This is a genomic window from Frigoribacterium sp. CFBP 13605 (genome assembly GCF_014839405.1).
In the GTDB taxonomy this organism is placed as follows: domain Bacteria; phylum Actinomycetota; class Actinomycetes; order Actinomycetales; family Microbacteriaceae; genus Frigoribacterium.
Window position 1 is genome coordinate 1 of the sequence record NZ_JACYNS010000071.1, and the last position, 13,457, is coordinate 13,457.

Sequence of the window (13,457 nt, forward strand, 5' to 3'; positions counted from 1 at the left end):
GCGGCGCGAGGAGGCGCGGCGCGACCGGGCGCCCGAGTCCGGCACCGGCCGGCCCGGGTCAGGACGCGGATTCGCGGGCGGCGGCGTCGAGCGCGGCGGCGATGCTGTCGAGCTGGGGGAGGGCCTCGGCGATCGTCTCGTCCGTGCCCGTGGTCGAGAGGACGTACTGGTACGCCTCGCGCAGGGTGGTCGTGGTGTCCTCGCCCTGCGTGGTCAGGTGGAGGAAGAGGCTGCGGCGGTCGCCCGGGTGACGGCTGCGCGTGACCTGCCCCGACTTCTCGAGCCGGTCGACCACGGCCGTCGTCGCCCCCGTGCTCAGCAGCAGCTGTTGGGCGAGTGCTCCCGGGGTGAGCCCCGGGGCGTCGGCGACGGCGAGCAGGGCCGCCAGCTCGGTGTGGCCCATCCCGAAGACCTTCGCGGCGTGGAGCCGGTAGCGGCGGTGGGCCTCGTCCAGGGTCTGCAGCGTCGCGGCGAGGCGCCGGACGGACTCCGGGTGGTTCTCCGGAGTGGCGGGAAGGTCGGGGCTCACGACAGCAGGGTACCGAGCATCGCCCCCGGTGTCGGCACCGTTGCGCAGAACGGATGACCCAGTTCGGGGCGCGACGACCCACTCAGGCGACCCGCTCAGGCGACCTGGTGCACGACGTAGCTCGCGACGAAGCCCAGCACCGTCACGAGTCCCGTGAGCGTCTGCGTCTTGCGGAAGGCCTCGGGGATCATCGTGTCGCAGATCATCGCGAGGATCGCCCCGGCGGCGAACGCCATGACGAACGACTGTCCGCCCTCGGGCACCCCGCCCAGGAGGGCGTACCCGCCGAGCGCGGACAGGGCGCACACCACGGCGATGCCCGACCAGAGGCCGAAGACGTACCCGGCCGACCGGCCCGACGACTTGAGGTCGGCCGTGCTCGACATGCCCTCGGGGAAGTTCGAGATCACCACGGCCACCAGCACGGCGATGCTGAGGGACCCGCCGCCCGTCAGGCTGACGCCCTGGACGGCGGTCTCGGGGACGCCGTCGAGCAGGGCGCCGAGGGCGATGCCCAGGCCGGTGCCCGAGCCGGCCGACCCGCGACGGTGGTGCTTGCGCCGGAACCCGCCGTGCTCGAGCAGCTGGTCCAGGACGACGTAGACGACGGCGCCCGCCAGGAACCCGCCGAGGGTCGGGAGCAGCCCGCCGCTGCTCGTGGCCTCGTCGACGAGGTCGAACGAGAGTGCGGAGATCAGGACGCCGGCACCGAACGCCATGACGAGGGCGACCACCTCGCGGGGCACCCTGACGAACCACGACACCGCCGCCCCGACGACCAGGGAGAGGCCCGAGAGCAGGCCGGCGAGAGAGGCGAGGAGGAGCGGTGAGGGCACGAGGACGTGTCTAGTCCTTCCGTGCGCAGGAGGCGCGGTGCCGGTCCCGAGGACCGGACCCGCGGGGGATGGACGTGTGCCCCGGGCGCCCTGACCGGTCAGCAAGTGCTGTATGGTCAGCACATGCTGACCCTTTCGTCCCGCGTCGACGTGATGAACCGCCTGGGGCGGGCGATGGCCGACCCGACCCGCTCACGCATCCTGCTGACCCTGCTCGAGGGCCCCGGCTACCCCGGCGTCCTCGCGACGGAACTCGGCCTGACCAGGTCGAACGTGTCGAACCACCTCGCATGCCTCCGCGGGTGCGGTCTCGTCGTGGCCGCCCCCGAGGGGCGATCCACCCGGTACGAGATCGCCGACGTCCACCTGACCCGAGCACTGACCGCCCTCGTCGAGGTGGTCCTCGCGGTCGACGACGGTCTGCCGTGTCCGGACGACTCGTGCGACGTGCCGTTCTGCTGCGGGGGCGGTGCATGACCTCCGCCGCACTGTCGCCCGCGCCGATCGCCCCGGCCCGTCGCCTCCTGCTGCAGCGGCGCATCCGTCTCGTCGTGGCGATCACGATCGGCTACAACGTGGTCGAGGCGATCGTCGCGATCGCCGCGGGCACGGTCGCGTCCTCGACCGCGTTGATCGGCTTCGGCCTCGACTCCGTCGTCGAGGTGCTCTCGGCCGCCGCGGTCGCCTGGCAGTTCGCGGCCCCCGACCCCGAGAGGCGCGAACGGCTCGCCCTCCGCGTGATCGCCCTCTCGTTCTTCGGTCTCGCCGCCTACGTCGGCGTGGACGCGGTCCTCGCCCTGGCCGGCGCCCGCGAACCCGACCACTCCCCGGTCGGCATCGTGCTGGCCGCCGTCAGCCTGGCGGTCATGCCGTTCCTCAGCCTCGTCGAGCGACGAACCGGCACCGAGCTCGGCTCGGCCTCCGCCGTCGCCGACTCCAAGCAGACCCTCATCTGCAGCTACCTCTCGGCCGCCGTCCTGCTCGGCCTGGTGCTCAACCTCGCCTTCGGGTGGACCTGGGCGGACCCCGTCGCAGGACTCGTCATCGTCGTCTTCGCCGTCCGTGAGGGGGTCGAGGCCTGGCGCGGCGAGGCCTGCACGACACCCGTCTCGGCCCTCACGGGCGAACGCGGAGCCCAGGCCTGCGACTGCTGCTGAACGGCCGGCCCACCGGACGCGCAGGAGGCGCGGTGCCGGTCCCGAGGACTCGCACCGCGCCTCCTGCGGTCGCCGCTCAGTAGTCGATGCGGCCCCGGCGGTCGTGGAACTCGCCGGTCGGGCCGTCGGGCCCGAGCAGGGCGAGGGCGACGGTGGCGTCCGTGCCCTCGGTCACCGTCTGGTGGCCGCCGTGCCCGTTGAAGTCGGTGGCGGTGTAGCCGGGGTCGCTGACGTTCACGCGGAAGGTCGGCAGGTTCTTGGCGTACTGCACGGTCAGGGCGATCACGGCCGCCTTCGAGGACGCGTAGGGCACCGCGGCGACGGGGTACTCGTCGTGGCCCTCGGTGCTCAGCCAGCGCGGCCAACCGACGCCCGACGCGACGTTGACGATCACGGGACGGTCGGAGCGGCGCAGCAGGGGCATCGCGGCCTGGGTGACGCGGACGAGCCCGACGACGTTCACGTCGAGCACCTCCTGCATCGTCTCGGGGGTGAGGTCGTCGACGCCGAACGACGACCCGAGGACGCCCGCGTTGTTGACGAGGACGTCGAGCTCGGGCAGGGAGGCGAGCGCCGCGTCGACGCCGGCCTGGTCGGTGACGTCGAGCTGCACGGCGTGGGCGCCGAGGGCCCGGACGGCGTCACCCGAGTCGAGGTCGCGCATGCCGGCGTACACGGTGTGGCCCGCCTCGATCAGGCGGTGGGCGGTCTCGAGTCCGAGGCTCTTGTTGGCCCCGGTGATGAGTGTGGTGGTCATGGGTCCATGCTGCGCCCGGCCCCGCCTCGGCACCCAGGCCCCGCACGACGGGAGGACTGCCGGTACCACCCTCGGGCGACCGGGCCGGGGGAGGATGGCTGCATGAGCGAGTTCGCGGACGTGTTGCGGTCGTGGCGTGACCGGGTCGGCCCGGCCGACGTGGGGCTGCCCGCGGGGGCGGGGCGCCGTACGACGGGTCTCCGCCGCGAAGAGCTGGCGGCGCTCGCCGGGGTGAGCGTCGACTACGTCGTCCGCCTCGAGCAGGGTCGGGCGACCAACCCGTCCCCGCAGATGCTCCGCGCCCTGGCGGTCGCCCTGCGCCTGAGCGACGACGAACGCGACCACCTCTACCGCTCGGCCGGCGCCGCGCCTCCGTCGGCCGGGATCGTCCCGCGCCACGTGGGGCCCGGCGTGCAGCGCATCGTCGACCGGCTCGGCGACGTGCCGCTGGCCGTCTTCTCGGCGACCCACGACATCCTGCTCTGGAACCCCCTCTGGGCCGCGGTGAACGGCGACCCGTCGCGCCTCGTCGGGCTCGAGCGCAACCTCGTCTGGCGTCACTTCACGTCGGGCCACGAGGGCACCGAGTTCGACGCCCGGCACGAGGAGGACTTCGCGAGCGACCTCGCCGCCGACCTGCGGGCTGCTGTGGGGCGCTATCCGTCGGACCCCTCGCTCGGCCACCTCGTGTCGCGCCTGCTCGAGGCGTCGCCCGAGTTCGCACGCCGCTGGGCCGAGGCCAAGGTCGCCGAGCACCGGGCCAGTCGCAAGACCGTGACGGGCACCCCGGTCGGCCCGATCGCGATCGACTGCGACGTGCTGACCGCGCCCGGCGACCTGAGGATCGTCGTCTACACGGTCGCGCCGGGGTCCGACGACGAGGCGCGACTCGACCTGCTGCGCGTCACCGGGCTGCAGTCGATGGCGGCGACCTCGGCCGGCTGAGGCCGTGCCCGCCCGGGTCAGCCCTCGCGGGCTGCCTCGCGGGCTGCGTCCCGGGCGGCGCGAGCCCGCGCGTTGATGGCCGTGACGACCTCGGTCTTGGCGTCGGCGTAGTCGTTCATGTCGTCCCAGCGGCGGTCGAGCAGGGCCCGCTTGACGCCGGCGTACAGCTCGCGGTCGGCGGCGTCGGTGCGCAGGTGGTCGCGCAGCAGCAGGTACCCGGCGATCGCGTCGGCACCCTGCTCGTAGACGTGCACGTGGACGCTGCGCTCCGGCGTCCGCACGAGTCGGTGCCCCGGCTCGCGCACCCGCAGCTCGTAGCCCGCGGCGAGCAGCGGGTCGAGGTAGTCCTCCTCGGCGGTGATGTCGGGCACCGCGACCACGACGTCGACGATCGGCTTCGCCGCGAGACCGGGCACCGACGTCGAGCCGATGTGCTCGACGTCGACCCCTATGCCCGACGGCGCGAGGGCCTCGACGATGCGGCGTCGGTGCTCGGCGAACGCGGCAGGCCAGCGCTCGTCGTACTCGTGCAACGAGACGTGGACGGCCTCGGCGCCGCCCACGATCTCGGTGGTCGTGACGTCGGGTCGGCGGGGGGTCCGCTTGGTGGGCATCAGGAGATCCTGCCAGACGACGGAACCGGTCGACGTCGTACTAGTATCTGCGCATGCACGTAGATAAGAAGGTTTGCGGACTCGACCCGGATTCCGAGTACGTCGAACTCGCCGTCGAGGTGTTCTCGATGCTCGCCGACGCGACCCGCATCCGCATCATCCTGGCGCTTCGGAACGCCGAAGAGCTGTCGGTGAACCACCTCGCCGACATCGTCGACAAGAGCCCGGCGGCGGTGTCGCAACACCTGGCCAAGCTTCGCCTCGCCCGCATGGTGCAGCCGCGCCGTGAGGGGACGACCGCCTTCTACCGTCTGACCGACGAGCACGCGTCCGCGCTCGTCAGCGACGCCGTGAGGCAGGCAGAGCACGTCGTCGGCAACGCACCGCACCACGCAGGGGGGCAGTGAGGTGGTCGGGTACGGGCACGACCACGACCGCGAGCACGAGCACGAGCACGAGCACGGGTACGGGCGCGGGCACGGGCACGGGCACGAGCCCGGGTACGAGCACGGGCACCCGAACGGCCGGGTGAAGGCCTGGCTCTACGACCTGTTCGTCCCGCACACGCACGACTCCGCCGATTCCGTCGACGACGCCCTCGAGGCGTCGACGGCGGGTGTCCGGGCGGTCAAGATCAGCTTGTTCGTCCTGCTCGCGACGACGGTGGTGCAGGCCGTCCTCGTCGTGGCCACCGGGTCGGTCGCCCTGCTGGCCGACACGATCCACAACTTCGCCGACGCGCTGACAGCGGTGCCTCTCTGGATCGCGTTCGTCCTCGGCCGGCGGGTCGCCACCCGCCGTCACACCTTCGGCTTCGGACGCGCCGAGGACCTCGCCGGTCTGTTCATCGTCATCGTCGTGGCCCTCTCGGCCGTGGTCGCCGGGTGGGAGGCGATCGACCGTCTCGTCCACCCGCAGCCCGTCCAGGCGCCCTGGTTGCTCGTCCTGGCCGGCCTCGTCGGTTTCGCCGGCAACGAGGTGGTCGCGATCTACCGCATCCGAGTCGGTCGCCGGATCGGCTCGGCCGCCCTGGTGGCAGACGGGGTGCACGCTCGTCTCGACGGGTTCACATCGCTGTCGGTCGTGCTGGGCGCCGTCGGGGTGCTGCTCGGCTTCCCCCTCGCGGACCCGATCATCGGCCTGCTGATCGCCGTGTCGATCATGGTCCTGCTGTGGGGCACCATGAAGTCCGTCGGGGCCCGCCTGATGGACGCCGTCGACCCCGACCTGCTCGACCGGGCCGAGCACGCACTCGAACACACCGAGGGGGTCGTCGCCGTGCGCGACCTCCGCCTGCGGTGGATCGGCCACCGGCTGACGGGGTCGGCGACCGTCCAGGTCGACACGCACGACCTGGTCGACGCGTCGCGGATCGCCGACCAAGCGGGCCTGCGCGTCCGCGGTGCGCTCCCGAACCTCGACGCCTTCACGATCACCCCGGCGCCGGTCGCCGGGCTCGCCCCTCAGGACTGATCGAGCGGCAGCCCTGCCGCGACCCAGGCCGTGGTGCCGCCGATCACGTCGACGGCGGTGATCCCTCGAGCTGACAGGGCCTCGGCCGCCCGGGAGCTCCGTGCGCCGCTCTGGCAGATCAGGTAGACAGCGGTCTCGTGCGGCATCTCGTCGAGTCGATCCGCCAGTTGCGAGGGGTGGAGGTTGAGCGCCCCGGGGACGTGGCCCTCGGCGGCTCTCACATCGATCACCAGCGGTGTCGTGAGGGCGGCCAACCGGTCGACGGTGATCTGCTCCATCTCAGCCCTCGCTCGAATCCGACCAGACCGCCTTCGCGCCCGAATCGCCGATGCGCACCGTCGTGACGATGCCGCCGATCGCGGCGACGGCGACCGCCACGGTGAGCGCGACCCCGACGATCGTGCGCGTGCCCTTCTTCAGGGTGGGATGCGGTCGCTTGGCGTCCGGGGTCAGCACGTAGTGCTGCCACGCCCACTGCGCCACGGCGGCGACGAACACCGCGATCGCCCAAGGCAACAGCGTGTCGCCGAGCTGCGTGTGCGCCTCGAGCAGGGCGCTGTGCCCGACCCTCGCCTCGAGCGATTCGCCCGACGATGTCGCGAGTGGCACCGCGACGAGCGACAGGAGGGCGACGAGCGGTGTGATGACGCCCAGTCGTCGGCGCAGCCGCGACGACACGGCACCGGCCACGATCAGCAGCGAGGCCGTCGGGAAGGCGACCGTGACGAGGTGAACGATCAGCGGGTGGAGGGGGAGTCCGTTCAGTTGCCAGTCCATGGCGTCTCTCTTCTGGTCGGGTCGGTGCGGGTGGGGTAGGTGAGGGGTCAGGCGTGGCGTGCGGTCGAGACCTCGCGCCGGGCCGACACGGTCATCGCTCCCACCACCCCGGCGATCGCCACGAGGAAGACGAGGCTCGTCGCCGTCGGACCCAGCCCGAGTCCTCCGTCGGACCGGTCTTGCGAGAGGAGGTCGCCGAGGGACGCGCCCAACGGCCGGGTGAGCACGTAGGCCGACCAGAAGGCGACGACCGCGCCGAGGCCGAGGAAACGGTGGGCCAGGGCGACGAGGGCGATGACCCCCGCGAAGACGAACACCGACGGCAGGTACCCGAGGGCGAGCTGCTCGCCCAGGAGGTCGCCGACGGCGGTTCCGAGCGCGAAGGTGACCAGGATGGTCGCCCAGTAGAAGCCTTCCCGGCGACGAGTCGTGATGTCGTGCACCGACAGCGTCCGCTCGACCGAGTACCAGACGCCGAACAGCACGGCGAGCGCGACGGAGAAGACGATGGTCGAGGTCCAGAGGCTCACCCCGAGCGAGTCGGTCAGGGTGTCGGTCAGCAGCGTCCCCACGACGCTGATGAGCACCACCGTGAGCCAGTAGACCCAGGGCACGTACCGCCGCCTCCGCACCTGCAGCACGAGCGCGACGACGAGCAGCGCCGTCATGACCACGCTGGTGACCGTGAGGCCGAGGCCGAGACCGTCGTTCAGGAAGTCGGCGAACGTCTCGCCCACCGTGGTGCAGAGCACCTTGACCACCCAGAAGGCCGTGGTGACCTCGGGGACCTTGTTCAGCAGCGACGCGGGTCGGCGGATCGCCGGCTCGGTGCGTTCGGCTCGTGTCGTCATGGAGGAGACCCTCGCGGGGTCTGTCCCAGAAACCGCCCAGACGCCCGATCGAGGAGGCGCGGGTCGGCTCGAACCCGCCGCTGGGCGGTTTCTGGGAGGGATGCGGCGACCCTCGGACCATGACCGCACTCGACGGAAGGCCCCCGGTGACGTCCCGGGGTGGACGACCCGCGCCTCCTGACCCTCGTCCCGACCGTCGGCCGGTCCGCCGCGACGTCGGGATCGCGGCGGCGGGTGGGGCGGGCGTCGTGGCGGTCGTCCTGGGAGGTCTGCTCATCACGTCGGGCGCCGGGGGAGTGGGGGCGGCCGACCTCGACGTCGTCGAGCGCGTCGGCCGGATGCACTCGCCCCTGCTCGACGGGGCGGCGCTGCTGATCGACCGGCTGCTCGGGCCGCAGCTCGGGGTGGCGCTCGTCCTGCTGTTGGCCGTCGCCGTGGGGGTGACGACCCGGCGGGCAGCGGAGGCGCTGACCGTCGTCGGCGTCTCGGTGCTGCCGTGGGCTGCGGCCGAGACCGTCAAGCTGGTCGTCGGACGCGACCGACCCGACCCGCGCCTCCTCGTCGACCCCCTGCTGGTCGAACCGCACTCGTTCTCGTTCCCCAGCGGCCACACCGCGCTGGCGACCGGCCTCGCCCTGGCGATCGTGCTCGTCGTGAGAGGACGGAACGGACGGCGGGGGTGGCAGCCGGTCGCCGTCGTGGCCGCGCTCGGCGTCGTCCTGGTGGCGGCCTCCCGCGTCTGGATCGGCGTGCACTACCCCACCGACACGATCGCGTCGGTGGTGCTCGGCTGCTCGGTCGTCGCCCTCGCCCTGCCCCTCTGGCGACGGATCGTCGACCGACTCGACCGACTCGACCGACTCGACCGACCTGCCACCACACCACCCGGTGCCCTGACGGCACCCGACACCGAACGGAACGCCCCATGACCCTCTTCGACCCGCAGACGCTGCTCACCGCCCTCGGCCCCTGGGCCCTGGGCGGGCTGTCCCTCATGGTGTTCGTCGAGTCCGGCCTGCTCTTCCCCTTCCTGCCCGGCGACTCCCTGCTCGTCACGGCGGGGCTGCTGCACCAGGGCCTCGGGCTGAGCGTCGCGGTGATCGCCCTCTGCGCCTTCGTGGCCGCCGCGGCGGGTGACCAGGTCGGGTTCTTCCTCGGTCACCGCTTCGGTCGACGGTGGTTCCGGCCCGACGCGCGGGTGCTCAAGACGGCACACCTCGAGCGGGCCGAGGCGTTCTTCGCGCGGCACGGCGGCCCGGCGCTCGTGCTCGGCCGCTTCGTCCCGGTGGTGCGCACGTTCGTGCCGCTCGCGGCCGGGACCAGCGGCTACCCGTACCGCCGCTTCGTCGTGTGGAACCTCGCCGGGGCGTTCCTCTGGGCCGCGGGCATGACCGTGCTCGGCTCGCTCCTCGGCGGCCTGCCGTTCGTCGCCGACCACATCGACCTGCTCGCGATCGCGCTCGTCGCGGTGTCGGTGCTGCCCCTCGTGCTCACCGCTGTGCGACGATCGGCGGGGACACGACGGCGGAAGGAGGCCCTGGGTGACCGATCCTGATCCGCGCCCGCGCCTCCTGCTGGTCGAGGACGACCCCGCGCTGGGGCCGATCGTCGCCGACGTGCTCGCCGAGGCGTGGCGAGTCGACCTCGTCGCCGACGGTCGTCGGGGGCTCGACGCGGCCCGCACCGGCGTCCACGCCGTGCTGGTCGTCGACCGACGCCTGCCCGGACTCGACGGCACCGCGCTCGTCGCGGCCCTGCGTCGCGAACACGTCACCACGCCCGTGCTGATGCTCACCGCGCTCGGCTCGACGGCCGACCGGGTCGAGGGCCTCGACCTCGGAGCCGACGACTACCTCGTGAAGCCGTTCGAGTTCGACGAGCTGTTCGCGCGGCTGCGCGCCCTCACCCGGTCCTTCGCCGCCCACGAGGCGTGGCTCGACGTCGGTGCCGGCCGGTTCTTCCCCGAGAGCCGCATCGTGGTCACGCCGTGGTCGAGCCGGGTGGTGCTGAGCGACCGCGAGGCCGGCCTGCTGGCCGCGCTCGCCGAGCGGCCCGACCACACCTTCGACCGGTCCGAGCTGTTGGCGGCGGTCTTCCCCCGCGGTGAACAGCTCGGCACCGTCGACACCTACGTCAGCTACCTCCGGCGCAAGATCGATCGCGACGTCGTGTTGACCGTGCGCGGGCGCGGTTACCGGATCGGGGCGCTGTGACCGCGCGATCCCGCCGAGCAGCGGGGCGCGGTCGACGTCGCCCCGGCGCCACCCCGAGCGTGCGGCGGCCGGACCCCGACGCGGTGGCGCTCCAGGCGGCGGCTCGGTCGGTCGGTCGTCAGATCGTGCTCGTCTCCGCCGTGGTGGTCGTGGCCGCTCTCACGCTGACGATCGCGTGGGTACTGCACCAGACGGTGCCGACCGAGCGACTCGAGCAGGTCGCGGCGGCGCGGCGCGGCGAGGTCTTCGTGAGCGCCACCGACGTGGTGGCCGGCCTGGTCGTGCTCGGGCTCGCCGGCGTCGTCTTCGCCGGGGTCGTGAGCGTCGTCATCGCGCGGCGGGCCGTCCGACCGCTCGGCGACGCCCTGCGCCTGCAGCGTCGGTTCGTCGCCGACGCGAGCCACGAGTTGCGCACCCCGCTGGCCGTCCTCGACGCGCGCCTCCAGGCCCTCGAACGCGGGATCTCCGGAGGCGCGGTGTCGGCGGACGAGAAGGTCGCGTCGGACGTCGCGCACCTCCGGGACGACTCCCGGGCCCTGATCGACATCGTCGGCGACCTGCTGGAGGCCGCCGGGGGCGAGGACCACCCCGGGGACGTCCTCGGGGCCGTCGGCGTGGACGCCGTGGTGGCCGAGGTCCTCTCGTCCCTGGCCGTGCTGGCCGACCAGCGTGACGTCCGTCTCGAGCTGGTCCCCGGCGGCGAGGAGGCGCGGGTCGCAGTGCCGCGGACGAGCCTGCGACGGTCGGTCCTCGCCCTGGTCGACAACGCCCTCGGCCATGCGCCCGTGGGGTCGGTGGTCGTGACGACCGTCCGGGTCGAGGGCCGGGGCGAGGCGGCGAGCGTGGTGATCACGGTCGCCGACCAGGGGCTCGGCATCATCGGGATCGACCCCGCGCGCGTCTTCGACCGCTTCGCCCGGGCCGAGTCGCCGTCGGGCCAGACCTCGGCCCCGGTGCGTCCGAGCTTCGGCATCGGTCTCGCCCTCGTCCGCGAGATCGCCCACCGCCACGGCGGCGAGGTCCGGGTCGTGACGACGTCGGGCGCGGGCACGACGATCGAGGTCACGCTGCCGCGGGCGTCGGGCCGCATGGGTCGGGAGTAGACAGGCCGGATGGAATTCCACTTCGACGCCGACCTGTGGCGGTGGGAGAGCCGGCGAGCCTTCTACACCTTCGTCAGCCTGCCGCCCGACGTCGAGGACCACGTCCTGATGGTGGCCGGCGACCTGCTGCGCGGCTGGGGTTCCGTCCGCGTGGAGGCGCGGGTCGGCTCGTCGACGTTCACCACGTCGGTCTTCCCCCTCGGCGACGAGAACGCCTACGCCCTGCCCGTGAAGCGGGCCGTGCGCGACGCCGAGGGCCTCGGCGTCGGCGACACCGTGGGCGTCACGGTGCGCCTGCTCGACTTCTGAGCTGCCGCCGAGGTCTTGACGGCCGACACGGGCGGGGCCACGCTGTGCGTCACCACCCGTGGACCGTTCGAAGGAGAACCCCGTGGCCATGATGTTCGTCAACCTGCCCGTGACCGACCTCGACCGGGCGAAGTCGTTCTACGCGGCCCTCGGGTTCACCATCAACCCGCTCTTCACGGACGAGAACGCCGCGTGCGTGATCGTGGAGGAGGACCACAGCGCGTTCATGATCCTCCGGCGTGAGTACTTCCAGACCTTCACCGACCTGCCCATCGGTGATCCCACCACGGCCCCCTCGGTCGCCACCGCCGTCATGCTCGACTCCCGTGACGAGGTCGACACGACGGTCACCGCCGGCCTCGGCGCCGGAGGCACGGAGGCGCGCCCCGCGTCGGACTACGGCTTCATGTACCAGCGCCAGCTGACCGACCCGGACGGCAACATCCTCGAGTTCGGCTGGATGGACCCGTCGGCGGCTGAACAGGGCCCCGAGGCCTACGCCCAGCAGCAGGGCGCCTGACGATCGAGTGGGCAGAAAACGTCCTTCGTGCGACCGGGAGGGACGATTTCTGCCCACTCGACCAACCGCCTCCTCGGGGCGGGGCGGGGCGGGGCCGCGCGGGGCGTCGCTAGCGGGCGAGCGTGTCGCGGGGGTACTCGTCGAAGCGCGCGGCGTACGACCCCGCGAACCGGCCGAAGTTGCCGAAGCCCCAGCGTCGGGCGACGTCCGAGACGCGGGTCTCGTTCGGGGCCGCCGCGAGCAGTTCGTCGTGAACGCGGTCGAGGCGCACCTGGCGCAGGTACGCCGCCGGTGACGTGCCGAGGTGTTCCTTCATCGACGTCTGCAGGGTGCGGGTGTGCATGCCCGACGCCTCGGCGATGTCGGCCGGGGTGAGCGGCTCGGCCGCGTGGGCGTGGATGTACTCGACCGCGTGCCGGACGCGGGCGGCCTCCTGTGTGCGCAGGCCGACGGGCACGTCGACGGCGCGCCACGGGAACAGGTCGAGCATGGCCCGGGCGAGGGTGAGCTGGGCCTCGAGTCGCACGAGCGGTGACGCCTGCTCGGCCACGACGGCCGCGGCGCTCGATCCGACGGCGGTCCGCCAGGCCGCGACCGCCTCGGGGCGAGGGGTGACCGCGTAGTCGAACACGACGCGCTGTGACGGTCCGCCGTGGCGTTCGGCGGCGGTCCGTTCGAGGAAGTCGCTGCCGACCTGCACCATGCCGTTCCTCCGCGGGGTCGACTCGAACGAGAAGGCCTCCTCGGCCGGCATGAGGAACGGCGTGGAGCCCTCGCTCGTGAACGTGTGGCCGCGCTGGTGCAGGGTGGTGCGTCCGCTGCGGTTCCACGCGACGATGTACTGCCCCGGGAAGGGGATCTCGCCCTGCATCGGTGCACTGAACGACGAGGTCTGCATGACGAGGCGTTCGTCGCCGGCGAGCACGTACGAGTACTCGAACGGGCTGCCTCCCGACTGGGACCGGAACCGTCGGCCCCGGTAGTGCGTCTCGAGGCGGCGGGTCGCCTCGCGGAGGTCGGTGCCGCCGTCCTGGACGCGCCGGTAGGTCGACCCGCCCCCGTCGTCGCCGCCGCCCGCGAGGTCGACGGGGTGCGCGGAGACCCCGCCGGTGGGTTCCGGTTCTCCGTCGGGCGCGCTGACGTAGAAGCTCGGCATGGGGTCCTCTCGATCCGTGGTCCTGCGGCGCCGCCGTGGGCGGCACACGATGGAGACGTGGCCCGAGGGCGAAACGTCACGAATTCGTCGGACTCTCCCGGTCTTCGGTGCCGCGGGACGCGGGGACGGGGCTCGAGGTACCCCCAGAGGACGGGTCGGCGACCGGCGGGCGGGCCGGGCCGGCGGGGTGGGGCCGGCCGGGTCGGCCGAGCGCGCC

At 72.9% G+C, this 13,457-nt stretch carries 19 protein-coding genes; 11 read left to right on the forward strand and 8 right to left on the reverse strand.

The genetic code is table 11. The features are described from left to right. Nucleotides 1–58 precede the first annotated feature (58 nt). Nucleotides 59–529 (reverse strand): MarR family transcriptional regulator, encoded by a 471-nt coding sequence (locus IFT36_RS11950; protein WP_056046983.1) that lies wholly within the window; start codon nt 527–529, stop codon nt 59–61. Between the two features lie 95 nt (nt 530–624). Further along, a complete protein-coding gene (locus IFT36_RS11955; RefSeq protein WP_123570692.1) occupies nt 625–1,365 on the reverse strand; it encodes a ZIP family metal transporter in 741 nt (246 codons plus the stop codon). A 123-nt stretch (nt 1,366–1,488) separates the two neighbouring features. Here IFT36_RS11955 and cmtR point away from each other — a divergent pair, with 123 nt between their 5' ends. Then, complete coding sequence (cmtR, locus tag IFT36_RS11960; RefSeq protein ID WP_159825897.1) at nt 1,489–1,842, forward strand: Cd(II)/Pb(II)-sensing metalloregulatory transcriptional regulator CmtR; 354 nt, start codon at nt 1,489–1,491, stop codon at nt 1,840–1,842. Further along, nucleotides 1,839–2,522 carry a cation diffusion facilitator family transporter gene (locus tag IFT36_RS11965; protein WP_200413239.1) on the forward strand — a complete coding sequence of 228 codons (684 nt, stop codon included), beginning with the start codon at nt 1,839–1,841 and terminating at the stop codon, nt 2,520–2,522. The genes cmtR and IFT36_RS11965 overlap by 4 nt, the downstream gene beginning before the upstream one ends. A 76-nt stretch (nt 2,523–2,598) precedes the next feature. Here the strand turns inward: IFT36_RS11965 and IFT36_RS11970 are convergent, their stop codons facing one another. Further along, the gene (locus tag IFT36_RS11970) at nt 2,599–3,279 is read right to left on the reverse strand and encodes an SDR family NAD(P)-dependent oxidoreductase (protein WP_200413240.1); all 681 of its coding nucleotides are present in this window, start codon (nt 3,277–3,279) and stop codon (nt 2,599–2,601) included. Nucleotides 3,280–3,381: 102 nt separating this feature from the next. Between IFT36_RS11970 and IFT36_RS11975 the strand changes: the two genes are divergently transcribed. Further along, nucleotides 3,382–4,224, forward strand: coding sequence for a helix-turn-helix transcriptional regulator (locus IFT36_RS11975; protein ID WP_200413241.1), 843 nt, complete (start codon nt 3,382–3,384; stop codon nt 4,222–4,224). Between the two features lie 17 nt (nt 4,225–4,241). Here IFT36_RS11975 and IFT36_RS11980 read toward each other — a convergent pair whose 3' ends face one another. Beyond that, on the reverse strand, nt 4,242–4,838 hold the full coding sequence (locus tag IFT36_RS11980) for a GrpB family protein (RefSeq protein WP_200413242.1): 597 nt from the start codon (nt 4,836–4,838) through the stop codon (nt 4,242–4,244). A gap of 53 nt (nt 4,839–4,891) precedes the next feature. Here IFT36_RS11980 and IFT36_RS11985 point away from each other — a divergent pair, with 53 nt between their 5' ends. Together IFT36_RS11985 and IFT36_RS11990 are read left to right on the forward strand one after the other, a co-directional pair. Further along, nucleotides 4,892–5,245 (forward strand): ArsR/SmtB family transcription factor, encoded by a 354-nt coding sequence (locus IFT36_RS11985; RefSeq protein ID WP_056046956.1) that lies wholly within the window; start codon nt 4,892–4,894, stop codon nt 5,243–5,245. A gap of 1 nt (nt 5,246) precedes the next feature. Further along, nucleotides 5,247–6,311, forward strand: coding sequence for a cation diffusion facilitator family transporter (locus IFT36_RS11990; protein WP_200413243.1), 1,065 nt, complete (start codon nt 5,247–5,249; stop codon nt 6,309–6,311). Here the strand turns inward: IFT36_RS11990 and IFT36_RS11995 are convergent. The 3 genes from IFT36_RS11995 to IFT36_RS12005 are packed head-to-tail and all read right to left on the reverse strand — an operon-like array spanning nt 6,302 to nt 7,939. Next, entirely contained in the window at nt 6,302–6,589 is a 288-nt protein-coding gene (locus IFT36_RS11995; protein WP_200413244.1) for a rhodanese-like domain-containing protein, read from the reverse strand. The two genes, IFT36_RS11990 and IFT36_RS11995, sit on opposite strands and share 10 nt — an antisense overlap. Before the next feature lies 1 nt (nt 6,590). Then, nucleotides 6,591–7,088, reverse strand: coding sequence for a DUF2231 domain-containing protein (locus IFT36_RS12000; protein ID WP_043595663.1), 498 nt, complete (start codon nt 7,086–7,088; stop codon nt 6,591–6,593). A 47-nt stretch (nt 7,089–7,135) separates the two neighbouring features. Then, on the reverse strand, nt 7,136–7,939 hold the full coding sequence (locus IFT36_RS12005; RefSeq protein WP_043595662.1) for a COG4705 family protein: 804 nt from the start codon (nt 7,937–7,939) through the stop codon (nt 7,136–7,138). 119 nt (nt 7,940–8,058) lie between these two features. Here IFT36_RS12005 and IFT36_RS12010 point away from each other — a divergent pair, with 119 nt between their 5' ends. The 6 genes from IFT36_RS12010 (at nt 8,059) to IFT36_RS12035 (ending at nt 12,084) form a co-directional block, all read left to right on the forward strand. Beyond that, on the forward strand, nt 8,059–8,868 hold the full coding sequence (locus tag IFT36_RS12010) for a phosphatase PAP2 family protein (RefSeq protein WP_157485389.1): 810 nt from the start codon (nt 8,059–8,061) through the stop codon (nt 8,866–8,868). After that, nucleotides 8,865–9,494, forward strand: coding sequence for a DedA family protein (locus tag IFT36_RS12015; RefSeq protein ID WP_056046951.1), 630 nt, complete (start codon nt 8,865–8,867; stop codon nt 9,492–9,494). Before IFT36_RS12010 ends, IFT36_RS12015 begins: the two co-directional genes overlap by 4 nt. Continuing rightward, nucleotides 9,481–10,152, forward strand: coding sequence for a response regulator transcription factor (locus IFT36_RS12020; RefSeq protein WP_056046949.1), 672 nt, complete (start codon nt 9,481–9,483; stop codon nt 10,150–10,152). Before IFT36_RS12015 ends, IFT36_RS12020 begins: the two co-directional genes overlap by 14 nt. 83 nt (nt 10,153–10,235) lie before the next feature. After that, nucleotides 10,236–11,255 (forward strand): sensor histidine kinase, encoded by a 1,020-nt coding sequence (locus IFT36_RS12025; protein ID WP_157485387.1) that lies wholly within the window; start codon nt 10,236–10,238, stop codon nt 11,253–11,255. A 9-nt stretch (nt 11,256–11,264) separates the two neighbouring features. Continuing rightward, on the forward strand, nt 11,265–11,564 hold the full coding sequence (locus IFT36_RS12030) for a DUF1905 domain-containing protein (protein WP_056046945.1): 300 nt from the start codon (nt 11,265–11,267) through the stop codon (nt 11,562–11,564). An 82-nt stretch (nt 11,565–11,646) separates the two neighbouring features. Continuing rightward, nucleotides 11,647–12,084: a VOC family protein gene (locus tag IFT36_RS12035; protein ID WP_200413245.1), complete on the forward strand. Its 438-nt coding sequence runs from the start codon at nt 11,647–11,649 to the stop codon at nt 12,082–12,084. A gap of 109 nt (nt 12,085–12,193) precedes the next feature. On the opposite strand, the gene IFT36_RS12040 is transcribed toward IFT36_RS12035, so the two are convergent. Continuing rightward, nucleotides 12,194–13,240 (reverse strand): helix-turn-helix transcriptional regulator, encoded by a 1,047-nt coding sequence (locus tag IFT36_RS12040; RefSeq protein ID WP_200413246.1) that lies wholly within the window; start codon nt 13,238–13,240, stop codon nt 12,194–12,196. Nucleotides 13,241–13,457 lie beyond the last annotated feature (217 nt).